Origin of the sequence: Pseudanabaena minima str. Chao 2107 (genome assembly GCF_051131155.1) — a bacterium.
Taxonomy (GTDB): domain Bacteria; phylum Cyanobacteriota; class Cyanobacteriia; order Pseudanabaenales; family Pseudanabaenaceae; genus Pseudanabaena; species Pseudanabaena minima.
Window position 1 is genome coordinate 2,391,822 of sequence record NZ_CP159508.1, and the last position, 24,899, is coordinate 2,416,720.

The following is a 24,899-nucleotide window of genomic DNA, read 5'->3' on the forward strand; positions in this document are numbered from 1 at the left end:
CGATATTGATTTAGCCATGCAGCAGTTACTTTACATCGAGATTCCGACACCTCAAGTTGCAGCCGTGAAAACATGGCTTCAGACTGAGTACCAACCACCCTTTGGTAAAAAATCCGTTGCTAAGCATGGCTTTATCCTTGATCGCCAAAATCGTTCAGGAGCGATCGCGCAATTATCAGTATTTATCTGGACATTGCAACGCACGACTTACCTAAAAGTGTTTCGCTGGTCGGATGAGGTCATGGATGGGGAAAAGGAATTTCTTGAGCATTTTACGAAAGCGGTGCGTCAAGCTTTTCCCTACGAGTTTAAACAACCACCTGCGATCGCTCCAAATCAATCAATTTTTGAAGCCTTAGCTGGAGAATATCCGCTTACAGTTAAATTCTTTCAACGGATTCCTAATGGTGAATATGATCTCAATCGCGTCTATTGGTGGGAAAAGCGCTGGCGAGAAAGTGTTAAGAATCCTGAAATTCCCAAGCAGGTTATTTTTGAAGATTCACAAACTCATTCCGCAAAACCAGACTTAATCTATGACATCGTGTATCTCGGTGGAGCACTGGGCGCGATCCATGCGGCGATGATGGCGAAGTTAGGCTATCGCGTTTGCTTAGTGGAGCGCATTCCCTTTGGGCGGATGAATCGGGAATGGAATATCTCTCGTGCCGAATTTCAGAATCTGATCGACTTTGGACTCTTCACTAAAGAAGAATTTGAAGCGATGATTACGGCGGAATATGTCGATGGATTCAACAAGTTCTTTGATAGCAATAATCCCCCGCATCTCAAGGCAAAGGTGCTCCATACGCCAACGGTTTTAAATATTGCGATCGATACTAATCGTTTGTTAGAAATTTGCAGTAAGAAATTACATCAGTATGGCGCAGTAATTTGCGATCGCACCGAATTTCAAAAGGTGGTCATTGGTGAAAATGGCGCGACCATCTTTGCTAAGAATCTAGAAACGGATGCCGAGGTAATTCTAAATTCGCGTTTGGTGATCGATGCGATGGGATCGGCTTCAGCGATCGCGCAACAACTAAATGCAGGACAAGCCTTTGATAGTGTCTGTCCGACCGTAGGCGCAGTTTTGGAGGGCATTGATAAACAGGTTTGGGATTCTCAGTATGGCGATGTGTTGTTTAGTCATGGCGATATCTCGCGAGGACGGCAATTAATTTGGGAACTCTTTCCAGCCGAGAAAGATGAATTGACAATTTATCTGTTCCATTATCACCAAGTCCATCCCGAAAATCCGGGATCGTTACTGGAAATGTATGAGGACTTCTTCACGATTTTGCCTGAATATCGTCGTTGTGACATGGAGAAACTGACTTGGAAGAAGGCGACCTTTGGCTATATCACGGGACATTACAGCCTCAATGAGAACTCTAAAAAATGTGCCTTTGACCGTATTCTCGCGATCGGTGATGCCGCGTCTCTGCAATCACCCCTAGTCTTTACAGGCTTTGGTTCCCTCGTTCGCAATTTGCCACGTCTCGCAACATTACTAGATACTGCCCTGAAACATGATTTGCTCAGTGCCAATGATCTCAGTCAGATTAATGCCTATCAAAGCAATATTGCCGTTACATGGCTATTCTCAAAAGGAATGATGGTTCCAACAGGAATGCACTTGCCACCTGAGCGAGTGAACTCGATGCTAAATACTTTCTTTGGACTGCTTGCTGATGAGCCACAACCCGTTAGCGATCGCTTTATCAAAGATCGCCTAAATTGGTTAATGTTTAACCGCCTTGCTCTCATCGCCGCCTTTAAAAATCCGAAATTAGTACTTTGGATTTTGGAAATGGCAGGAATACAGGACTTACTGAAATGGCTATCTAGCTATGGATCATTTACCCGTAGTTCGTTGGCTAACGCATTACTAGGTGGATGGTTGCCGAAACTTATGCGTAGTTGTCAATCTTGGCTTGAGCCGACAAATCCTCGTTTGTGGTTGCGTTTACTGAGTTGGAGTTATGCGCTGAATTACTCCGTTGGTAAGCCTGTTGATTAAGCCGACCAATCAGGTTCCATTTCAACAGACACTTCGTTTTGTCATAACGGTGAAACTCAACTGCGGCAGACATAACACACCACCAAGGTCTATCTTAAGGCCGTTGCAGCATAGACAGTTTTAGCTGTGTGACCTTAACAAATTACATAATTAAGGTCAATCAACTCCCGTTGGCTCCTGTGTTACCCTTAATTATTGACTTTACGCTTTCAGTCTTTTAAAAACGTTAAGTCTATTCCCTGTTAAGGTATACCGATGGCGAAAGACGCTATGCCCAACAACTATGGCAAATAGCAAGTGTGCACCTCAAATCCACCGAAGTAAGTCGTGAGTATGGACATCAGAAGGTATGGCGACAGATTAGAAGTTGCTATCAAAATTAAAAGTTCACAGGGCAAGCGTCGTGTCGAATGGCTCAAACCAGAGCATCCCTATACGGCTATTAGTGATAAGAGTGACATTCATGCCAATCACAATGAAGCAAACAATAGTGCTTTGAGAAGGAGGTGTAGCGCTTATCGCCGTAGACAAAACCTGTATGCGAAGAATACCGAAGGATTACAACGAGCAATCACTGTGCAAAGATTAGTGCATAACTGGGTGAGACCTCATGTGGGCTTGGGGAAGAATAAGACTCCTGCTATGGCGATCGGGCTATATCATCGACCGCTATCCATGATGGAGTTGCTTTCACTACGGGGTTTTCACTCCCTCACGATTTAACTGACCAGTGCCTGATACCATTAGGCGAGTTGTGTTGATGAACTTCTCTATAAGTACCAAAATTGACGTATCCAGTCCAAAGTATAGGTCCCGAAGTATTAGCTTCAAAGCTTTGTTTTAGCAGTGGAAAAAATCTTAAAAAAGTACTCTTACCTGAACTATTCTCTCCAACAAGGATAGTTAGTGGCTTTATATCAATAGAACCTGTATCAGTAAGAGAGCGTAGACCTTCAATTCTGATAGCTTGTAACATAATCTTGCACTAACTAAATCTTAAAAACTAACAAGTGAAGTAAATAAATTACCCCACCTGTTACTGAATTTTACTAAATCAAAAACTATTCGACACCTTCAATGCGGTCTTCGAGTTCTTGATAGAGTTCACGCAATCTATCCAGATTCTCTTCACTGGTTTCCCAATAGCCGCGACCATTGACTTCTAGGAGAGTACCAACAATCTTACGGAACGAATTGGGGTTGAGATTTTTGAGGCGATCGCACATCTCCTTATCGTTCACATAGACATCATTGACATCTTCGTAAACCCAGTTATCCACTGCACCAGCCGTTGCTGACCAACCCATTGTGTTGACAAGACGCTTGGAGATTTCGCGGACACCTTCGTAACCACTCTTGAGCATTCCCTCATACCATTTGGGATTGAGAATCTTTGTGCGGGTATCGAGGCGAACTGTCTCGGTGAGGGTGCGAACTTGAGCATTAGCGGTGGTAGTATCAGCGATAAAGGAAGCAGGTTTTTTACCATCTTTACGGAGACTGCCAACGAGCTTGGTGGGGTCAGAGTCAAAGTAGTGGGATACATCGGTGAGACTGATTTCTGACGAATCCAAGTTTTGGAAGGTCATGTCAACGGTCTTCAGAGAGGCTTCGTAAAGCTGACGCTGTTGGGTGTTGCTGACATTGCCACCAAAGGCGAAGGACTTACGCGATAGATACATCTGTTGCAATTCTTCTTCGTTTTCCCATGTGCTGTTTTCCACAGCGAGGTTAACGTTGGAAGAGTAAGAACCCGATGAGTTACTGAATACGCGAGTTGCCGCTTGACTGATAGTTAAGCCAAATTCCTCTGCTTGGGCGATCGCGTGTTTGCGGACAAAGTTCATTTCCAAAGGCTCATCGGCTTCGGCTGCCATTCTCACGGCGCGATCGATTAAGTCCATTTGGTTAACGAATAAATCGCGGAATACGCCAGAGCAGTTAACCACCACATCAACGCGAGGACGACCCAACTCCTCAAGGGGAATCAATTCTAAACGGTTGACACGACCGAGTGCATCGGGCATGGGCTTTACGCCGATCATGCAGAGAACTTGAGCGAGAGATTCGCCGTAGGTCTTGATGTTGTCGGTTCCCCAGAGGACGACGGCGATCGTTTCGGGATAGACTCCATTGTTGTCTTGACGTTGACGCTCTAAGAGGCGATCAACCACAGTTTTTGCGGCTTGCACTGCCGCACTCGTAGGAATCGAGTTAGGATCGAGGGCGTGCATATTCTTGCCAGTAGGCAATACCAAGGGATTACGGATCGGGTCACCACCGGGGCTAGGTGTAATGTAATCACCTTCCAGAGCTTTAATCAAGCCGCCAAGTTCGTTGTCAGCGACAATTTGTTTGAGACAGAACTCTAGGAATTCAAAGAGAGGCTTGATGTCATCTTTATTAACATTGGGATAGCCATTCTCTTGGAAAACTTCAATCCAAGGTTCAGTTTTGCCCATTCTAAAGAAATTGAGAACGGAGAGTTTGGAAACTCTGCCATCATCATCAGCCTTTGCTTTGACCAATGCGCCCACAGCTTTATTGGCGATCGCCCGAATGTTTGCCAAGAGTTCTACATCGGCGTAAATACCCTTGTCGCTGGATTTGTAAAGCTGTTCGATATCGCGCCCGATGCTTTCACAGATGATTCTCAACAGAGACTTCATATTGTCTTCGGGGCGATCGAAGCTAGCGATGCTGGTCAACACATCGGTGACATCTTCCACTTTAGGAGGTTCACCAACAACGTGTAGACCGCAAGGGAGAACGCGGGACTCAATTTCCATCAGCTTGTTGTAAACCTGACCGATGACGTTATCGCGTTCCTCAAGGGACATATCCTTAGCATCTTGTTCAGGAAGTTCCACATCCTTATCGAGATTTACTAAGCGCACCTTATCCATAATCGTATTGGTGATTTGCACACCACGACCACCAAGGCGCAGATCCTTGTAAGACGCAATCAATTCGCTCAGTTCTTGCAAGTTGCGGCTCAAGCCTGCATTTTCAGGCGCAGGGGTGATGTAGCTGATGATCGTGGCATAACCGCGACGTTTTGCGATCGTTGCTTCTGAAGGATTGTTGACAGCATAGTAATAGATATTTGGCAAAGCCCCAATCAAGCTATCAGGGAAACATTCACCTGACATACCCACTTGCTTACCTGGCATGAATTCCATTGAGCCGTGAGTACCAAAGTGAAGGACGGCATCGGCTCCCCAGATATGGTTGAGATAGGTATAGTAAGCGACAAAGCCGTGGTGTGGTGAAGCAGATTTGCTAAAGAGCAAGCGCATAGGGTCACCTTCATAACCAAAGGTCGGTTGTACGCCTACAAATAGGTTTCCATATTGCTTACCGTAGATGAGCAAGTTCTGTCCATCGGAATTGAGATGCCCTGGGGCTGCGCCCCATTGCTCAATGATGCGATCCACATAGGGGGTGTGAGCTTCATACTCAGGCACAGACATCTTGTAAGCAACATTCAATTCAGGACTGCCAACCATTGCTTCAGGGTTATGCAGGATTTCTGACATCATGTCGTGGGATGTCTTTGGCAAGCCTTGCACATCATAGCCATTGTTCCCCAGAGCTTCGGCGACTTTGTGAATGGAAGAGAAAACATCCAAGTAAGCGGCTGTGCCAATATTTCCCTTATCAGGTGGGAAACTGAAAATGGTAATGGCGAGTTTCTTTTCGTGGCGAGGTTTGCGGCGCAGATTTGCCCATTTGACCGCCCGATTTGCAATTGTTTCTAAACGATCGCCGATTGCATGAGATCTTCCCGTCATACTATCGCGTCCCGAAAGCACAATCGGATCAAGTCCGCCATCGAGTTCTGGTAAGGCAACCTGAAGGGCAACTTGTACAGGATGCAATCCGAGATCGCTATCTTGCCATTCTTCTGTGGTTTGGAAAACGAGGGGTAAAGCCACCATGTAGGGACGATTTAGCTTTTCAAGAGCTTCGATCGCTTTGGGGTGATCTTGCTTTGCTGGTCCCCCAACTAGCGCGAACCCAGTCAGTGAAACTACACTATCAACGATCGCCCGATCTTTCTGTTTAGGATCGTAGAAATACTCGTTTACCGCTGTTGAGAAATCTAAGCCTCCATTAAATACAGAAATCACCCTTGCTCCCAGTGATTCTAATTCTTGTACCATCGCCACATAATGAGCATCATCGCCTGTGACAAGGTGCGTGCGAGCCATCAATAGCCCCACACATGGAGCGAGAGGATCTTTCATCTCCTCAGGAATATCTGTGCGTGAGTTAAACCAATTTAAATATTCGGTAGTATTCTCAAACATCTTGGGTGCAAGCGGATGCCACAAACCCATATCTAGATAGGTAACAGGATCTTTAATTTGGAGTGGAGCCGAACCATTTTCTTTCGATCTAGCTTTAACAGTGGGCAAATAATTCTGTGCCAACATCAATAGGAAATTTTCTAGATTTTCCGTTGATCCCCCTAGCCAGTATTGGAAACTCAACATAAAGTTGCGAGCATCCTGTGCCTTGTCCATCGGCATGTATTTGAGAATCTTCGGCAGGGTCTGTACGACCTTAAGCATACTGTCTTGAAAAGAACTGCCTGATTTCTCTTTGCGCTTCCGCATAAACTGGGCGATCGCACTTTTCGACTGCCCCAAGTTTTCCATACTAAAGCTGCCCATTTTATTGAGACGCATCACCTCTGGCATTGATGGGAATACCACACATGCTGATAAGCGATCACGATGGGGCTGGACGGCTTGAGCGATCTTCGTAGCGAGATCGTCAATAAAAATTAATGAGGCAATAAATATATCGGCTTCCGCAATATCTTCTTTAAAGGCTTCGTAATTTTCTGGACTACGTAGCTCCTCGATTAAATAGCCATTTACCTCGATCGCCAGATGAGGATTGTTTTTGTTGATTGACTTTACAGCCGCCGACATAGCGCTCTGATATTGAGGTTCAAGCACTACATAGACCAACTTCATTAAGACCCGACCCTGTAGATTTTCGGGAATGATACGTCTACCAGATAATGTTGCGATCGGTGGCACAGAAGTGAACATGCAGTCTCCTTAAATTACTGTCCTGATTTTTTGGGGATTTTATATATTGCGTTTGGTTATTGTGTTGCTAAAACTGTTACATACAGTAACAATTAGCAATTAAAGATTTATACCTACCCACTATTTAATACCAGACAAGCATTGATGTGGTTGATTTTGGGCAATAAATGCAATAATTTTAAATTGATTTGTTTACATTCCGTTACATTTCGTAGTCTTTGTGACTACAAAATGTAAATATTTTTTAAATCTCTTTAAAAGACTTGAGTTAAAATCAAATCCATACATAGCAATCTTGAGTAGTTTGAAAGTGGGTTTACACACTCTCAAACTACTTCAATCTCACAAATGAATTAGGATTGCTATAAATCTAATAACAACACAGAACTTAAAGGAAATTGTTATGACATGGCAGCAATCTGTAACACCTCTGCACCGCTTTTATAGTTGCTTGCCTTACCTACTGCCCATATCGGCGGGTGTAATCTATGGGGCAACATTGTTTCAGCAGTTCCCAATGCTTGTACTTCCCTTTTTCCCGTTTATTTGGCTGTATGGAAATGTTTTAGCATTTCCTCTAGTACCTGTACTTGGTTTAACAGGCGAATTTTTCTTGTTTATGGGATTATTCTTTTTGGTGGTTAGAGATATTCGTGTCCCTCATTTTATTCGTTTTAATACAATGCAAGCTTTACTAATGCAAATTGTATTGTTTATTGCTCAACTTTTCTTTCAAGTTGTCCAACAGTTATCTAGCAACGGATTGCCATCTGTAATCAGTGCAACCATAGCAAATACTATTTTTATTGGTACAAATCTAATAGCTAGCTACGCCATTTATCAAAGTATCAAAGGTGAATATTCTGACATCCCGACGCTTTCACAAGCTGCATCATTTCAGTGTGAATCATAAAAACTGTTCTAGGTATAGATCTTATAAAACCTAGTGATATTTAGACAGCTTAAAAACAATTTGAAAATTGATAGATACTTATGCCAAGACGTAGTTCAGTTGATAATTTAGATAAATTATATTCAAGTTTACCTTATCTATTGCCAATTACCGCAGTAGTTGGGTTTGGGGCATTTCTGTTTGTACAATTCCCTCCATTATTTACTGTTTTTTTACCAGTTTTGAAATTAAATCAACTGCTATCTATTTCAATTATTGATTTTATTTCGATCCGCTTTGTTGCTTGGTTTTGTGTATTTATTTTTGTAGTTAGAAGCTATAAGGTAAATCATTTTACGCGCTTTAATGCCATGCAAGCATTACTCTTAGATATTATTGTCGCTCTTGTAGGAGCAGTAACTCAGATTTTAGAAGTAATTTTAGGGCAAATATCTTTCTACCCATTCATATTGCAAATTATTGCAAGTGTTACTTTTTTAGGAATAACGGCAGCTTTTGTATATTCAGTTTTTCAATGCATATGTGGAAAATATGCTGAAATGCCCTTAATTTCTGAGGTTGCTTACTATCAGGTACGTTAATTAACGTCAGTTCGACGAAGGCAAAAAATGGTAAGAATCGCTAAGCGATTCTTACCATTTTTTGCCATTTGCGGCGTGCTTCGCACGCCGCAAATGGCTATATCGAACTCATGTTTAATTAATCAAAACTCAAATCAATGAATGCGGCTCTTCGAGCCGCATTCATTGATTTGAGTTTTGAAAAGATATATGCACTTCTCAAGCAAGCGAGGTACAAAGGTTTATTTCTCCGCCTAAATCCGTATTTCATTAGACTGATAAACGCTATATAGCAATCCTAAATGAGTTGTGGAAAAATAGAGGAGAAGAAATCAAAGCAAAGACTTGGAAGAATTAACTGAATTTATCGAGAGTAACCCCAAGAGCAAGGAACTCAAAAGAGCAATCGCGGTACAGATGGTGCAACAAAATATGACCTATGAGAGCATAGCCAAAATGTTATGTGTATCCACTAGTTTCGTAGGAAAGTGGAAACAGGTATTTGAAAAAGAAGGAGTTGCGGGTCTAAAGCTCAAGTATCAGGGGTCTCAAGGATATTTAGACGCAGCCCAAAAGCAAGAAATAATTGAGTGTTGCAACAAAAACAATACTGGGAGTTGCAAGAATTAATGACTGAAATTGAGGATCGCTATCAAGTGGTATTTGCGTCGAAACAAAGTTACTATGAGATTTTTAAAGCAGCAGATATTAGCTGGAAGAAGACCCAAAAATATAACCCTAAAAAAGACCCAATCCTAGTTCAAAAAAAAAGACGAAATTACGGATTGGTTAAAAGCTCGTCAGGAAAAGATAAGTTCGGGCGAATTAGTTGTCTTGTTTGCAGATGAATGTCATTTATTATGGGGAGATGTTTGTGGATATGTATGGGGTAAGACTAACGAACGTATAGAAGTACCCATAGTCAATGAGCGTGAGCGTCAAACTTATTATGGGGCGCTCAATCTTCAGACCCAAGTATGTATGATTCAAGCCTATGAGAAAGGTAACTCTGATTCTACGGTTGCCTTTATGCAATATCTAGTCAATATGTATCCTAATAGTCAAATTGTTTTGTTCTGGGATGGGGCAAGCTATCATCGTTCTCAAGAAGTTAAAGACTATTTGGCAACAATCAATGACGGTAAAAGCGAATCAGATTGGAAAATTACCTGTATCCGTTTTGCTCCAAACGATCCTACTCAGAATCCAATTGAGGATGTGTGGTTGCAAGCAAAGCGTTTTATCCGTCATTACTATCACTTACTAAAGAACTTTGACAATGTGAAAAGGTTATTTGAGTTAGTCACTCATCTTCAAGTCTTTTGCTTTGAGAAGATTTTTAAATATGGCTTTTTTCCACAAATCATTTAGGATTGCTATATAACAATTTAGGTGATACTTACTTTTTATTTGCTGATACAAAACGTTTGATCGCTGCGTAATCTTGATGTATTTGGATATTGGTATATCTACCATTTATTTGTAATAGAGATCGCACGACTTCTGCTTGTCCCGCCATTAGTTCCACAATCCAAAATCCACCTGAAATCAAATATTGTGGTGCATTATTTATGAGTTCTCGAATAGCATCTAGTCCATCATCACCACCATCAAGAGCTAAGTGTGGTTCATGATTGGTAACTTCTGGCTGTAAATTTACAACTTCGATACTAGGAATATAAGGTGGATTAGAAACTATTCCTGCAAGCTTATTTTCTAAATTGTGATTAGCTAATGGTTCAAACCAACTGCCATGATGAAATTGAACTTGCTGATGATTTCTATTAGAGTTAGTTTTAGCAATTTCTAAAGCTGCTTGACTGTAATCAACTGCATGAATTTCTGCTTGGGAAAATTTCTGTGCTAAAGCGATCGCGATCGCACCACTACCAGTACCTAAGTCAACCCAAACACCATTTTCATACATAGAATCTTGGCAATTTTCAGCAACAATATCAATAATTAATTCGGTTTCAGGACGAGGAATTAATACATCGGGAGAAACCTTCAAATCTAAGTCGCGCCATGTGACGGAACCAACAAGATACTGCAAGGGAACGCGATCGCTTAATCTTTTTTGCCAAAGTTGATCGAGTTTAGTTAATATTTCGGGTGTAATTTTTTGCGCGATATCTGGCGATCGCAATCTGAGGTCTAATTTATCTAGAGAAGTAAGCCTCAATATGAGCCAATCCAATTCAAAAATTTGTACGTTTTCTTGTTGAGCCGCTGATAAATTGCAATCATACCATTCCCAAAAATTCATAGTTAATTTATCCTGCAATTGGCAAGGGGCTTAAGCCCCTTTTATATAAACAAAAGGCTCGCATTGCGAGCCTTTTGTTTATTTTTTACGTTTATTCATGTCTTCGAGATAAGCCTGTTGGTAATTCAAAAAGCTGTTATGCCATTCTTGAAAACGGCGATCGCCATCACGCACCAACATTTGACGATACTTTTCCGAAGAAATATATGGTTTTGAAGTTGACATAATACATACCCCTCTAAATTGAGCCTATTGTAAATGAAAGAGCACTTTTTACCCCCTCTAACTCCCCCTTGAAAGGGGGAGAATTTAGATTTAGGATTCCCCCTTTAAGGAGAAAAATTTAGATTTATGCTTCCCCCCTTCCAAGGGGGGACTGAGGGGGGTATTTACAGCTTCACCACAAAGGCATCAGTAACACCTTGAATATGCACAATTTCATCAAGTAAACCGCTAGGCAATGGATCGTCAATATTCAAGACCATGACTGCTTCACCGCGCACCATGCGACGACCAACTTGCATACTAGCAATGTTCACATTGAAATTACCAAGCAACGAGCCAATTCGACCGATGATCCCTGGCATATCACGATGCAAAGTCAGCAACATATAGTGAGTTGGCGCAACGTTGATCGGAAACTCATTGATGCTAGTGATCCGAATCTCTGACTTACCAAGTAATGCACCAGTTACCTCTTGCTGACCTTGGCTACCATGAGCAGTCAAGTGAATCGAGCCGCTGTAATCTTCAACAGAAGGATCGCGTGTTTCAGTAACGTGAATACCTCGTTCCTTCGCTTCAATACTGGCATTCACAAAATTAACTCGTTCGCGCAGAGCAGGAGAGAGTAAACCTTTAAGCGCAGCTACAACGATTGGCTGACTTTCACTGTTGGCGATTTCACCTTGGAGCTTGACATTGAGAGTATCCACACGACCTCCAGCCAACTGACCAACTAAATTGCCCAACATTTCGGCAAGTTGCAGGTAGGGCTTGAGTTTTTGCCATACATCAGGACGCAAGCCAGGGATATTCACCGCCGATCGCGCAGGTAATCCGAGCAAAACATCACGGATTTGTTCGGCAACATCAACGGCTACATTGGTTTGAGCTTCTTCGGTAGATGCACCAAGGTGAGGAGTCAAAATCACATTTGCACCAAGTTCACGCAAACCAGACTCAGCTTCAAGTGGCTCATTTTCAAATACATCAAGAGCAATGCCGCCGACTTTACCACTCTTGATCGCGTCAGCGATCGCCACTTCATCAATAATTCCGCCTCTAGCGCAGTTGATGATTCTCACGCCATCTTTCATGATCGCAATGCGATCGGCGTTAATTAGATGTTGAGTATCCTTAGTCTTCGGCAAATGTAGTGTGATGTAATCAGCTTCACGCAACAATATTTCTAGCTCAACTAGATGTACACCGAGTTTCTCAGCACGCTCTGCGGTCAAGAATGGATCGTAGGCAAGAATCCGCATTCCTAAAGACTTAGCAACGGTGGCAACGTGAGAGCCGATCTTACCTAAACCAAGAATACCAAGGGTTTTCTTGTAAACTTCAACACCAGTAAAACTCTTGCGATCCCACTTACCACCTTTGAGGGATGCATTAGCAGCAGGGATAAAACGCGATAGTGACATCATCATCGCGAGAGTATGTTCTGCTGCCGCGATCGTATTGCCTTCAGGAGAATTAACAACAACAATACCCATGCGGGTAGCTGTTGGCACATCCACATTATCGACCCCAACACCAGCACGACCGATGATTTTGAGGTTTTTACCAGCTTCAACAGCTTCTTTAGTGAGTTTTGTCCCAGAGCGAATCATGATCGCGTCGTATTCAGGCAGAACTTGGATCAGTTCTTCGGGACTAAGGGTGGTTTTTACGTCAACGGTGGCGACTTGAGAAAGGATATCGATACCAACTTGATCGATGGGGTCAGAAACGAGAACTTTGGGCATAACGATTAAAAAATGTACCAGTGCCTATAGCGGAAGGTTTGCGGCTACGCTCTAAATCCTAAACGCCCTTGAGTCAATGCAAGATAAACGCTAGATATCGCGCAGCTTAGACACACTAAGACGACAATAATTGCTTACATTAATAATATTAAAGCAAAAATGAACGCTCCCACGTTTCGGTCACTTTGGAGTTGTCATCACTCTATAGCTATTACCCCAAAGAGAGTGGCGGCGCAAAGCGTCGCCACTCTCTTTGGGGTTGGGCTTTGGAAGTAGCTAGCTCTAGTACAAAAAAGGTGATGAGTCGCTAAGCGACTCATCACCTTTTTTGTTTTTTAGTTTTATGACTGTACTTTTAAAATACCGCGTAACTCGCCTGCACGGTTGGATTTGGTATGAAGATCAACGTATAAACCACCACTATTTAGAGCTTGGAGTTGCTCATCTGTAAGTGTATATTCCCCTTTAACATTACCGCTTATCCCATCTGCATTAACTTGCACCTGCAAAGCATACTGGAAAGGTCCATTTGCCTTAGCGGCTCCTCTATGAATATGTACACCAGATGTAATATTTGGATTAGGAGGTACTAAAGGATCAGTAGCATAGTCACGTAAGGGACTGCTCAAACTATAAAAACCACCACGTACAATTAACCGATTGCCGCTTAGAGCTGCTCCAACTACACCTGATGCGTTAGTTGATACTGGACTTGGATAAATCTCATCACCTGACAAGATTGCTGCAAATCTAGTGAAATTGACACTTTGGCTGATCAAACTACTTTCGGCAAGGAGTTCAGCTTCGGCTTGCTGTTGATAGATTGTTAAACTGATAGCATTGTCGGCTAGCTGCGAACTAATGGTTGTGGGGGAGACATTATAAGATTGCGCTGGTGAGCTAATATTTATCGCAAGTAAACAGATAGCAATACCAAGAGCTAGGCTATATAAAAACTTCTTATATCTCTTAAAAGCCTTAATCATATTACTTTTACCGATTTAGTTAACTGGTTCATTTTCTCTAGATTTCTCCAGATATATTTTTTTACGCCCAAAATTTGGATTTGGATGTAACCGCATTAAATTATTTTTTGTTATATATATTTCATGATTCTGCAATACTTACTGATTTTTGGGGCGGCGCTATTGGCAGGTGGGATTAATGGAATTGCAGGGGGAGGCAGTTTTATTTTGTTTCCTGTGCTCATGTTTGTCGGCATTCCGCCCATAACTGCTAATGCCACCAATGCGATCGCTTTGCTGCCAGGGACATTAGCCAGTGCAGGAGCCTATCGCCGTGAATTTAAACAAGACAAGCGATCGCTAATTCAAGTATGTATATTGGGGATAATTGGGGGGCTAGCAGGAGCAATTTTGCTTCTCAGAACGCCATCGGCAACTTTTTTACAAGTTTTGCCTTACTTATTACTGACAGCAACATTAGCTTTTGCCTTTAGCAATAAAATGACGCTATGGGTTGAGCAGCAGCAATCTCGATTTGCGAAGCTCCGAGAATTGCGAACAGTCTTCATTACAATCTTGCAATTAGTTGTGGCTGTGTATGGAGGTTTTTTTGGGGGTGGTATGGGGATTTTATTTTTGGCAACTTTTGCGCTGATGGGGATGACCAATATCCATCGCATGAATGCTTATAAGGTCATACTCACCAGTTGTATTAATGCAGTAATTGTTATTCCTTTTGTTAATGCGGGAGTTATTCTTTGGCAAGAAGGAGCGATCGCAGCGATCGGTGCTTCTATTGGGGGATATATCAGTGCTTACTATGTCCAAAAGATTGCCCCCATAGTAGTAAAGCGCTTTGTGATTGGCGTTGGTTCCGCGATGACACTGTACTTTTTTATTAAAAGTTGGTTTGCCTAAAAACAATAGAGGCGGCGCTTTGCGCCGCCTTCAAAACCGATAAGGGGCGGTGCAAAGCGCCGCCCCTTATCGGTTTTAAGTAATACCTTGACAGAGTTGATTTGGTAGTAGCTGAAGAACACGTCGAAATAGTGCAATATCTTTCAAGCTATGGGACAAAATCAAAGCACCCTGAATCATAATCATGGCATCTTCACCACGCTCCTTTGCCAATTTCTCATCCAACCCTGCGGTGACTAGAACCTTCGCGATCGCCTCTATCCATTGCGAAAAAGCACCACTAATCTGCGCATGAAATAGGTCATCACTCGACTGCTCCATCAGTAAAACTGCCCATAGGCAAGAAGTTTGTCCCTCATTAAAAAACTTACTCACCTCCTCACACATAACCTGAAATTTAGCGATCGCTGGTTCTGGGCGATCGAGAATTTCTAAGATGTTCGTCTCTAGCCAATTGTTGACATGAGTTAGAGCCGTCTCCGCCATTTCTGCCTTGCCTCTAGGAAAATGATGATAGAGACTCGCTTTCCCCAAGCCCGTCTCTTGAGAAATTTTGGAAAGAGTTACCCCCTCATAACCAAACTGGCGAAACAGCTTAATTAAAGTTGGTACATGGGTTTGTTTAGACATAGATTTCTTGTAAGAGAAGTGGTAGCGAAAAGCGCTACCACTTCTCTTTGTGATTTAACAATATTTACCTATTGACATTATACCGAACGAACAGTACAGTATCAACATACCGAACGAACGGTACAAAAAATCAAATTTTAACTTTCTCCACCGAGCAATTGGCAAAGTAATGATTAAACTGCATGGTCACGAAATCTCTGGTAACAGCTACAAAGTACGTTTGATGTTGTCATTGCTCAATCTTGAGTATGAATGGGTGAGAGTCAATCTCATGAAAGGCGAACATAAATCGCCAGAGTATTTAGCAAAGAATCCTTTTGGACAAGTACCTTTGCTAGTCGATGATGAAACTCAAATTGCTGATGCTCAGGCGATTTTGGTCTATTTAGCCAGAAAGTATGGTGGCGAACAATGGCTACCTACCGATGCATTACCAATGGCGCAAGTAGTTCGTTGGTTGTCAACGGCTGCGGGTGAAGTGCGTCAAGGGCCAGAGAATGCCAGACTGTTCTATCTATTTGGCACAGGCACGAAGATCAATATTGAACGCGCCACTGAAAAATCTCATTTCATTCTCAAACACCTTGATCAACATTTGAGTACCAGAACTTGGCTAGAGTGCGATCGCCCTACGATTGCCGATGTCGCTATCTATCCCTACATTTCACTGGCTAAGGATGGCAAAATTGAACTGGATACTTACGCGCATGTTTTAAGTTGGATGGAGCGATTTCAGGGGCTATCTGGCTATGTACCAATGTTAGGAGTATAAACCGATGCCCAGACAATTTGGCACGATCGCTTTCACTCCCGCCGTAAAAGCAATACAAGAAAAAATGGGTTCCCGTGAGAACTACGAGCGCTTTGTGGCAAATGGAGCCGACAATAACACTGTTACTCCCGACATTGCTCAATTTATTGCGAGTATGGAAGGATTTTATCTTGGGACTGTTACTTCCAATGGATATCCTTATATTCAGTTTCGTGGCGGTAAGGCAGGATTTTTAAAGGTTCTTGATGAGAAAACGTTGGGCTTTGCTGATTATCGCGGCAATGTGCAGTATATCTCAGTGGGCAATCTTTCGGAACATGATAAAGCATTCCTATTTTTAATGGATTATCGGAACCGTCATCGTTTGAAAATCCTCGGTCGTGCAAGGATTGTGGAAGATGATACTAATATTCTTGCTCAAGTTCAAGATCGAGACTATCCAGCCACCGTAGAACGAGCGATCATTTTTGAGATCGAAGGTTGTGATTGGAACTGTCCGCAACATATTCCTGTGCGCTATTCACAAGCTGAAGTGGAAGCAATGCAAGCTAGAATTAGTGAATTAGAGCAACTTCTAGCAGAGGCTAAGAACTCATAACTATGAAACTTCATGCAGATCTAAGCCAGCGTGTTGTCATCGAAAGTGAATCCCTCGATTGGGTAGATTCCCCCATGATAGGTGTCCAGCGCCGAATGCTCGAACGAGATGGCGAAGAAGTCGCAAGGGCAACCTCAATTGTGCGATATGCTCCTGACTGTCATTTCTCAGCGCATACCCACGGTGGCGGCGAGGAGTTTTTGGTCTTAGAGGGCATTTTCTCTGATGAGTATGGAGACTATCCTGCGGGAACCTATATTCGTAATCCTGTGGGTTCAACCCATACGCCTTTTAGCAAAGAGGGTTGCACGATTTTAGTCAAGCTTTGGCAAATGCATCCTGATGATCAACAACGAGTAGCGATCGCCACCAAGGAATCGCCTTGGGCTAATGGCTTAGTCAAGGGCTTACAAGTAATGCCATTGCATAGCTATGGAACCGAGAATGTTGCCCTCGTGAAATGGGATGCAGGTACTTACTTTCAGCCTCATATGCATTTAGGCGGCGAAGAAATCTTTGTGGTGGATGGAGTCTTTGAGGATGAGTTTGGAGCTTATCCTAAAGGGACTTGGCTGCGGAATCCTAGTGGCAGTCGGCATATGCCGTTTAGCAAATCAGGCTGTCTGATTTATGTCAAAGTAGGACATCTGGGCTAATCTATTTTCTGTTTTTATCGTTGCTTTTAAAGGTATGAAAACGCAAAGTATTCTGTCTAACTTCGTTCTATATGGTCGCTCGATATGGCAGATAGTGCGATCGCGTCTTAGTCCTAAAAAAGGACTCGAAGATATCTTGAACTATCGATATATCTCAGACAAATTAGCTACAAGTGGTCAACCAACCGCCGCAGAACTGGAATTAATTAGTCAAGCAGGATATAAGACTATTCTCAATTTAGCTCCGCCAACTGCTTCCAATGCTCTACCAGAGGAACAAGCGATCGCGACTAGTTTGGGAATGAATTACATTAACATCCCCGTAGTTTGGGATAATCCGACAATGGCAGACTTTAATCAGTTTTGCGAAGTGATGGATAATCACAAAGATCAACTAATTTTTGTCCATTGTGCGATGAATATGCGCGTATCTGCATTCATGTATCTCTATCGTCATTTGAAGATGGGATTCCCTGCGTCAGAAGCGTATTCCGCCATGAAAACCATCTGGGAACCTAACGCTACTTGGCAAAACTTCATCGAAACTGCGATCGCTTCTAGTTCCAATGACTTCCGATCAAATGAACTACAAGAGAATTTTTAAAAGCATTGCAAAGCAATGCTTTTAAAAATTCTCTTGGTTTGGCTTTAAGTACAAAGCGTTGTAAATTAACTATCATCTAAATCTTAAAAATCATGGAAACTAAACCACCTCTTCCTCCATTTACCCTAGAAACTGCCAAAGCCAAAATCCAAGCTGCGGAAAATGCTTGGAATACTCGCGATCCCGAGCGCGTAGCCCTTGCCTATACCGAAGATTCTGAATGGCGCAATCGTAATGAATTTGTAAATGGACGCGATGAGATTAGAGAATTTCTCAAACGTAAATGGGCAAAAGAACTTGACTATCGATTGAGAAAAGAACTTTGGTGCTTTATGGACAATCGCATTGCAGTACGATTTGAGTATGAATATCATGACGAAGCTGGTAACTGGTATCGTGCCTACGGCAATGAAAATTGGGAATTCGCAGAAAATGGCTTGATGATGCGCCGCTTTGCTAGCATTAACGATCTTGCGATCCAAGAAAGCGATCGCAAGTTTCGCTGGGAACGTTAAATTTACAGCGCTTTGCGCTCAAACCTAAACCAAGAAAACTTTTAAAAGCATTGCTTCGCAATGCTTTTAAAAGTAACGTAGGGTGCGTTCATGAAATGAAATGCACCAAGTAAATCTATTTAGAACCTATTCTATTATTCCAGAGATATCCATCTAAACAAACAAGCTATTTTCTCAAGCTTGTGAGCGATCTTATAAGCTATGGATTGAGTCATTCTCAAATATCTATGAGGATGATAAAATCCCGCAATGATCGACAACATTTGTAAATTCTTAGCAGAAACTTTCCCCACCGACTTTGCCAGTTGGCTGTTAGGAGAACCCATTGCGTTTACCAAACTCGAACCATCGGAACTCTCCGTCGAACCAATTCGGGCTGATTCAGTGATATTACTAAAATCATTAAGAAAGATCCTCCACATAGAGTTTCAGACCGACCCAAACAAAAACATCCCCTTCCGCATGACTGATTACCTGTTGAGATTGCATCGACAATTTCCAGACAGGGAAATCTATCAAGTCGTGATATATCTCACACCCAGCGAATCAAACCTTGTTTACGAAACCACATTTAACCTTGGCGGACTAAGCCATCAATTTAACGTCATCAGGCTTTGGGAACAGCCCACAGAAATATTTCAGCAATACCAAGGACTACTCCCCTTTGCCACACTCTCACAAACCGATGACCCTGAAGAAACCTTAAGACAAGTAGCCAAGCAAATCGAACAAATTAGCGATAAACAAGTACAGAGCAACGTAGCCGCATCGACAGCTATAATATCAGGTATAGCCCTGAATAAAGAAATCATCCAAAGACTTTTGAGGAGCGAAATCATGAAAGAATCAGTTATTTATCAAGAAATCTTGCTTGAGGGTGAAGCTAAAGGTATAGCCAAAGGCGAAGCCAAAGGCAAAACTGAAGAAAGAAACCAAATCGCCATAAACATGATTCGTTCCAACATTTCCTTAGAATTAATTGCCCAATTTACAGGACTAACCCTCAAACAAGTCCAAAAGTTACAAAAAATTTCTGTAAAACATCCCAAGCCTCTGAAATCAGCAAAAACAAAGCGATCGCCAAAATCTTAATGGCAGAGTAATCTGGTGAACTAAAAGTTGACCTCATCACGGACAATTTCTGAATTACCACTAGATTTTTTCTGTAAAGCCGCGATGAGCGCGGCTTTTTCGTTTAAGGATTTGGTGGACACCAGAATAGATTTTGACTAGATATGCCAAGAGATTCGAGAATCTCCTTCATGGTTTTAGTACATTCCATCCAATATTCTTGGTTGTCATACATCCAGTCGGGACTGAAGTGGAGATCATAATGAAGTAGATTGGGAATATTCGCAAACTCATCAGATGTTTGCTTAGAAATAAGCAACACACGGAATGGTTTGCCCATGCATTTAATTGTTAGCTTCTCAATCAGGTCTAGTACATAGTCGCGATTAGTTACACCAGTACGCACAAATAAAACTTCATCGCAATGATCCAAAGTGTATAAAAACCTCTTTGCCCGCGCCGAATAGCGAACACGCATTCTTTCATGAATCGGCTGCATATTATTCGCAGGATCATCAGTATCTTCAACTTCATGTCCAAAAGATAATCCAGACCATTTAGAATGATAAATGCGGCGATCGGTAGGGTTGTAGTGCAAATAAGCAGGATTCCATAGATCTTTGAAGTCATTGACTACTAGATCCGTCACATCACCAAGGTTAGTTGATCGCGCTAAGTCAAAGGGAAATGCAGGTCCATCATATTCCATTTTGTACAGGAGCATTCTCGCAGCACAGCGATCGCCTAATGGCAAAATGGCAATGCGATTAATTTCTGATAGTTTACATTTGTATTTGAGCAACATTGTCGATTTGACTGGTGCTTTGACTCGACTCTCTAAACCCTGTTCGCCAATCATCATCGTCCGAAATGGTGCTTCTGGATTAGCTGGATCGTGATAAACTCCTGCAGGCATGGCTGCTAGAGCAGACCGAATTTCTTTCCACATCGGATGAATGTTATATTCTTCATCAGACTCATTGATAATCCGAATTGTGCGATCGCCTTCCTTGAGAATACCTAGATGTCCATCATAGTAAAGAATTTCTGCGTTTTGAGGAGCAAAAAACTTGAGGGCAGAGCAATATTGAAGATCGACTCCAATCGGAATTTTAACTGTATTCTCAATTGATCCATTAAACCCAACTGAAAGCAATGGAACTAAGCCTAACTCATCATTTTTAGAGACATATGATGTGCCGAAGGTTAAGCCAGCTTTGCGCTTCAGTGCTTCTTGTAATTCCTTCCAAGTAGGAGTGATATTGTAAGTATATTCAGACTTATTGATAATTCTTAAGGTCTGAGCATCAGGGTTAGCAAACACTTGAAATCCATATTTATCCTCATAAATAGAAATCTCGGATGTTTTACTAGAATGCATTATTAGTCTTTGTGCTTGCGATCGCTGAACGCGAGCAATCTGGAAAATGTCGAGATTAATCGCTTGAAACATTAGCTCATGTCCTTTGGTATTGGGATGAGCCACATCTAAAGATATGCCAGACTTCCAGCCTCCATAACCATTGTCCAACACATCCAACCAATCGAGAATAGGAACTCCCCACTTCAACATACGATGGTAAGTATCGCGTAGCAGCCAATTATGTTCGGGGTTGTAGTCTCCATGCGGATATAGACCACCAATAATAGGTAAAGCACCTAAATCTTGAGTCATCTTGATCAATTGGAGGAGACCACTCTCAAAGCGACGCTGTACCGCTCGGCGATCATGAGGACGACAATAGGCTAGCCCTTCATTTCCTAAGGAAAGAGCAATAATGACTACATCTGGTTTTTCAGGCGCAACAACTGAAGCGAAGCGTTCAATCGTGCTGGTGACATTTGCGCCCAATTGCGATCGATTGACTAAATGATGCCCATATTTTTCTTGCAAAGCTTGTCCTAGTTGACTTGCCCAACCCCTGAGCAACCAAGCACTGCATCCCATCGCCACAGAACTACCGATGACTAAGACTTTGAGTCCATCTTGTGAGTGTATTGCTGATTTTCCATCTGGTTCTGAGGCGATCGCCTTTTCCAAATATCCATAGGGTAAGGCGGGAATATAACCAAAAGCATTGTCATCAACAATAATTGTCGAAGTTGGGGAATTCATGTGTTCTAGCTCAATGGGAACCCATCGATTAGAATCATTTTCATATTCCCATACAGGTTTACCATTGGCAGCAACTCGTACATATTTATATTCGATTTTTGCTTCAGGATCAGGCAAGGTTAAGGGATCAATTGTTACATCTACCCACCAAATTGGGTAGCGATCGCCTGATGTACGCAAAGGTAAATATTTTTTAATGTCCCATGATCCCAATTGAGGAATCGAACCGACGATACCAATCATTTCCCCACTTTGAGTGGGAGCTTTTACCTGAAATCGATACATAGAGATGTCTTCTGTGGATAGGGAGGAGTCAGTTCTGCCTAGCTATAACGCTTTGCGCTCAAACCCAAACTAATAGATTTTTTGAAAGCATTGCTTTGTAACGCTTTCAAAAAATCTGTTGTAGTTCGGTTCGATAATTGCTGTATGTCTTAATAAGACATGCTATAGCTTTAACAACCATTAGTATTTTTGGCGATCACATCAGGTTTGAACTGTTTTAGAAACTATCATTCATTAGGTTTTAAGTCTGTTTTAGAAACTACAGCTAATTATCCAGAAATATTAAGTACCTATGCAAAATAAATTACCAAAACCCATAAAGTTTTGCCCCTGCGGGGCGAAACTTTATGGGTTTTGCTTGGTAATAAATTATGCCTAGCTACTTATTCCAGAAATATCGTTATTGATTCGCCAAAATTAAATGACAACTATAGCAAAGCAAGTTTTGCTTAGGACATAAAACCCAAGAAGTGAGGAGCGGCGCTTCGCGCCGCTCCTCACTTCTTGGGTATAGACAAGGCTTTGCATAGCCTCTTATTTTTTTGGGGTTTAAACTGGACGGAATTCTGTAAAATTATTAAGACATTGTAAAAAAGCAACTTTATATACTACGAGTATAAAAATTTATGGCGAAGAAAAGTCTTGCAAGTTTGACTGCGGCGGAATTGGCAGGCAAAAAAGTTTTAGTAAGAGTTGATTTTAACGTTCCTCAAGACGAAACTGGCAAAATTACCGACGATACCCGTATTCGAGCCGCATTACCAACTATTAAATACCTTACCGAAGCTGGTGCTCGCGTAATCCTCACCAGTCACTTTGGTAGACCTAAGGGCGTTACCGAAAGCCTCCGCCTCAACCCTGTAGCAGTGCGTTTATCAGAGTTACTCGGCAAACCTGTAGTTAAGACCGATGACTGCATTGGTGATGCGGTCGCAGCTCAAGTTAATGCTCTCAACAATGGCGATGTCGCTTTGTTGGAAAACGTGCGTTTTTATCCTGAAGAAGAAAAGAACGATCCCGAATTTGCTAAAAAACTAGCATCTTTAGCTGATATTTACGTAAATGACGCTTTTGGTACTGCTCACCGTGCCCATGCTTCGACGGAAGGCGTGACCAAATACCTCAGCACCTCAGTGGCTGGCTTCTTGTTGGATAAAGAATTGCAGTATCTCAGTGGTGCGATCGACAATCCTCAACGTCCTCTAGCGGCGATCGTTGGTGGCTCTAAGGTTTCTAGCAAGATCGGCGTTATCGAAACTTTGCTGGACAAAGTTGATGTGTTACTGCTCGGCGGCGGCATGATCTTCACCTTCTACAAAGCTCGCGGCTTAAGTGTTGGCAAGTCTTTGGTTGAGGAAGATAAGCTAGATTTGGCTCGCGCCCTCGAAAAGAAAGCAGCAGATCGTGGAGTCAAGTTCTTGTTGCCTACGGATGTAGTTGTAGCTGATAACTTCAAGCCTGATGCTAATTCCCAAACCGTGAGCATTGACAATATTCCCGATGGTTGGATGGGCTTGGATATTGGTCCTGACTCTGTGAAAGTGTTCCAAGCTGCGCTTGCTGAATGCAAATCTGCAATCTGGAATGGACCTATGGGTGTGTTTGAGTTTGATAAGTTTGCGGTTGGTACTGAGGCGATCGCGCATACTCTTGCTGATCTCACAGCCACTGGCACAATTACCATTATCGGCGGCGGTGACTCTGTAGCTGCGGTTGAGAAGGTTGGTGTTGCTGACAAGATGAGCCACATCTCCACTGGTGGTGGTGCAAGCTTAGAACTGCTCGAAGGCAAAATTTTGCCTGGTATCGCAGCTTTGAACGAAGCTTAATAAACAAAAAAAGAAGCGGCGCTAAGCGCCGCTTCTTTTTTAACGGAAATTATCGGGATTGAGTTTTCGACCACTACTGCCAGTAAAGCCGCTCTTGTTTAAACTTGCACCAGTGCCACCATCACTAGGATCGAGGAAGGGCTTCAAATACAAATTGCCACTACGTACATTGGATACCGTGCGACTTGGGGATAGCACCGAGCCAAGGACACCATTAATTCCTGTGAGATCAATACCTAAACCAAGATCGCCGCTGATGTCATTTAAAGTGCGATCGCGTCCGCGATAAGTATTCACAGCCGTGGTTTGTTGACCACTATCAGCAGTGGCAAGATTGCCAAAAACCTGATCGCGAGTAGCAATTGGATCTTGACCATTAGGAACGGTCAGCACAATGCGACAAGCTGGATTTTTATCAGTAGTGGCACAGATCACGTTATAGCCATTTTCAGTACTGGTTCGCATTTCTAACAAACCATCGGGACGATATGACTCCAACCGCCGACTAATTTCATTACAACGCCGTTCAGGTGACCAACCATCGCCCATGAGACTCGGAGCAGCCCAAGGGAAATATTTTTGGGGTTGGCTTTTGGGTTGATAAACGACAATATACTGACCATCACGAGATTGACAGCTAAAACGAGCCGTTTTGTTATCAGTGGGATTGGCAGCTTTGTCGTTAGGATTTTCGGAGGGAAGCGTTGAGGGATTTGAGCTAGTGCTAGTCTCGACAGGAATAATCTGCGCGAAACTAGGACTTGCAACTAAAGGTAAACTAAGGGCGATCGCTGATAAGCAGACAAATTGCTTTCTCAACAATTCTGGTAAATTTTGGGTTGAGTATTTCATAGGATTAGCAGGTGTGTGAGGATTAGTAAACAGAGCAAAGCCTCCCCCCAGATATATTTTGTGACTCTTGCGTGGATCGCCTATGAGATTGCGCGTCACTTTTACTGATTTTAACTATAGATCCTTAGATCTTTCTATAGTTGCATGACCTCATGTTCAAAAAATATGTTCCCACCAAAAATGAATCACCCCGCCGCAAGCGGACGGGGTATCAAATTCTTTTTTACTAGAATGTACTAACGCCGCAGAGCGGCGGGGTATTTACCCTCGTTGTTAAAATAAAAAAG

20 protein-coding genes and 2 pseudogenes are annotated in these 24,899 nt (G+C 42.5%); 13 read left to right on the forward strand and 9 right to left on the reverse strand.

Annotated elements, in window-relative coordinates; all coding sequences use genetic code 11:
* Positions 1-16 precede the first annotated feature (16 nt).
* Both ABM313_RS10865 and ABM313_RS10870 read left to right on the forward strand, forming a co-directional pair.
* Positions 17-2,023 (forward strand): NAD(P)/FAD-dependent oxidoreductase, encoded by a 2,007-nt coding sequence (locus ABM313_RS10865; protein WP_434687906.1) that lies wholly within the window; start codon positions 17-19, stop codon positions 2,021-2,023.
* A gap of 248 nt (positions 2,024-2,271) precedes the next feature.
* A pseudogene (locus ABM313_RS10870) lies at positions 2,272-2,746 on the forward strand (IS1 family transposase); the annotation flags it as partial.
* On the opposite strand, the gene ABM313_RS10875 reads toward ABM313_RS10870, so the two are convergent.
* Together ABM313_RS10875 and ABM313_RS10880 are read right to left on the reverse strand one after the other, a co-directional pair.
* Positions 2,736-2,999 carry an AAA family ATPase gene (locus ABM313_RS10875; RefSeq protein WP_434687908.1) on the reverse strand — a complete coding sequence of 88 codons (264 nt, stop codon included), beginning with the start codon at positions 2,997-2,999 and terminating at the stop codon, positions 2,736-2,738. The pseudogene ABM313_RS10870 and the gene ABM313_RS10875 overlap by 11 nt on opposite strands.
* 85 nt (positions 3,000-3,084) lie before the next feature.
* The gene (locus tag ABM313_RS10880; RefSeq protein ID WP_434687910.1) at positions 3,085-7,089 is read right to left on the reverse strand and encodes a magnesium chelatase subunit H; all 4,005 of its coding nucleotides are present in this window, start codon (positions 7,087-7,089) and stop codon (positions 3,085-3,087) included.
* A gap of 403 nt (positions 7,090-7,492) precedes the next feature.
* Here ABM313_RS10880 and ABM313_RS10885 point away from each other — a divergent pair, with 403 nt between their 5' ends.
* From ABM313_RS10885 to ABM313_RS10895, 3 genes and pseudogenes are all read left to right on the forward strand, one after another.
* Positions 7,493-8,002: a Tic20 family protein gene (locus ABM313_RS10885; protein ID WP_434687911.1), complete on the forward strand. Its 510-nt coding sequence runs from the start codon at positions 7,493-7,495 to the stop codon at positions 8,000-8,002.
* Between the two features lie 80 nt (positions 8,003-8,082).
* Complete coding sequence (locus tag ABM313_RS10890) at positions 8,083-8,583, forward strand: Tic20 family protein (RefSeq protein WP_434687913.1); 501 nt, start codon at positions 8,083-8,085, stop codon at positions 8,581-8,583.
* 324 nt (positions 8,584-8,907) lie between these two features.
* Positions 8,908-9,933, forward strand: a pseudogene (locus ABM313_RS10895) (IS630 family transposase).
* Between the two features lie 28 nt (positions 9,934-9,961).
* Here the strand turns inward: ABM313_RS10895 and prmC are convergent.
* From prmC to ABM313_RS10915, 4 genes are all read right to left on the reverse strand, one after another.
* Positions 9,962-10,828 carry a peptide chain release factor N(5)-glutamine methyltransferase gene (gene prmC, locus ABM313_RS10900; protein ID WP_434687915.1) on the reverse strand — a complete coding sequence of 289 codons (867 nt, stop codon included), beginning with the start codon at positions 10,826-10,828 and terminating at the stop codon, positions 9,962-9,964.
* 78 nt (positions 10,829-10,906) lie between these two features.
* Complete coding sequence (locus ABM313_RS10905) at positions 10,907-11,053, reverse strand: hypothetical protein (RefSeq protein ID WP_434687917.1); 147 nt, start codon at positions 11,051-11,053, stop codon at positions 10,907-10,909.
* Positions 11,054-11,217: 164 nt separating this feature from the next.
* Positions 11,218-12,801: a phosphoglycerate dehydrogenase gene (serA, locus tag ABM313_RS10910; protein WP_434687919.1), complete on the reverse strand. Its 1,584-nt coding sequence runs from the start codon at positions 12,799-12,801 to the stop codon at positions 11,218-11,220.
* Between the two features lie 341 nt (positions 12,802-13,142).
* Positions 13,143-13,787, reverse strand: a complete 645-nt coding sequence (locus ABM313_RS10915; protein WP_434687920.1) for a CHRD domain-containing protein — start codon at positions 13,785-13,787, stop codon at positions 13,143-13,145.
* A gap of 123 nt (positions 13,788-13,910) precedes the next feature.
* Here ABM313_RS10915 and ABM313_RS10920 point away from each other — a divergent pair, with 123 nt between their 5' ends.
* Complete coding sequence (locus tag ABM313_RS10920) at positions 13,911-14,684, forward strand: sulfite exporter TauE/SafE family protein (protein ID WP_434687922.1); 774 nt, start codon at positions 13,911-13,913, stop codon at positions 14,682-14,684.
* A gap of 75 nt (positions 14,685-14,759) precedes the next feature.
* On the opposite strand, the gene ABM313_RS10925 is transcribed toward ABM313_RS10920, so the two are convergent.
* Positions 14,760-15,314, reverse strand: coding sequence for a TetR/AcrR family transcriptional regulator (locus ABM313_RS10925; RefSeq protein ID WP_434687924.1), 555 nt, complete (start codon positions 15,312-15,314; stop codon positions 14,760-14,762).
* A 169-nt stretch (positions 15,315-15,483) separates the two neighbouring features.
* Here ABM313_RS10925 and ABM313_RS10930 point away from each other — a divergent pair, with 169 nt between their 5' ends.
* From ABM313_RS10930 to ABM313_RS10955, 6 genes are all read left to right on the forward strand, one after another.
* Complete coding sequence (locus tag ABM313_RS10930) at positions 15,484-16,086, forward strand: glutathione S-transferase family protein (RefSeq protein ID WP_434687925.1); 603 nt, start codon at positions 15,484-15,486, stop codon at positions 16,084-16,086.
* Between the two features lie 4 nt (positions 16,087-16,090).
* On the forward strand, positions 16,091-16,684 hold the full coding sequence (locus ABM313_RS10935) for a pyridoxamine 5'-phosphate oxidase family protein (protein ID WP_434687927.1): 594 nt from the start codon (positions 16,091-16,093) through the stop codon (positions 16,682-16,684).
* Positions 16,685-16,686: 2 nt separating this feature from the next.
* Positions 16,687-17,340, forward strand: coding sequence for a cupin domain-containing protein (locus ABM313_RS10940; protein WP_434687929.1), 654 nt, complete (start codon positions 16,687-16,689; stop codon positions 17,338-17,340).
* Between the two features lie 34 nt (positions 17,341-17,374).
* Positions 17,375-17,944, forward strand: coding sequence for a protein tyrosine phosphatase family protein (locus ABM313_RS10945; RefSeq protein WP_434687931.1), 570 nt, complete (start codon positions 17,375-17,377; stop codon positions 17,942-17,944).
* Between the two features lie 92 nt (positions 17,945-18,036).
* Positions 18,037-18,459, forward strand: coding sequence for a DUF1348 family protein (locus tag ABM313_RS10950; RefSeq protein ID WP_094535011.1), 423 nt, complete (start codon positions 18,037-18,039; stop codon positions 18,457-18,459).
* 249 nt (positions 18,460-18,708) lie between these two features.
* Entirely contained in the window at positions 18,709-19,551 is an 843-nt protein-coding gene (locus ABM313_RS10955; RefSeq protein WP_434687933.1) for an Rpn family recombination-promoting nuclease/putative transposase, read from the forward strand.
* A gap of 103 nt (positions 19,552-19,654) precedes the next feature.
* Here the strand turns inward: ABM313_RS10955 and ABM313_RS10960 are convergent, their stop codons facing one another.
* Positions 19,655-21,931 carry a DUF1796 family putative cysteine peptidase gene (locus ABM313_RS10960; protein ID WP_434687935.1) on the reverse strand — a complete coding sequence of 759 codons (2,277 nt, stop codon included), beginning with the start codon at positions 21,929-21,931 and terminating at the stop codon, positions 19,655-19,657.
* 626 nt (positions 21,932-22,557) lie between these two features.
* Between ABM313_RS10960 and ABM313_RS10965 the strand changes: the two genes are divergently transcribed.
* Entirely contained in the window at positions 22,558-23,760 is a 1,203-nt protein-coding gene (locus ABM313_RS10965) for a phosphoglycerate kinase (protein ID WP_434687937.1), read from the forward strand.
* A 39-nt stretch (positions 23,761-23,799) separates the two neighbouring features.
* Here ABM313_RS10965 and ABM313_RS10970 read toward each other — a convergent pair whose 3' ends face one another.
* The gene (locus ABM313_RS10970; protein WP_434687939.1) at positions 23,800-24,711 is read right to left on the reverse strand and encodes a COP23 domain-containing protein; all 912 of its coding nucleotides are present in this window, start codon (positions 24,709-24,711) and stop codon (positions 23,800-23,802) included.
* Between the last annotated feature and the right edge of the window lie 188 nt (positions 24,712-24,899).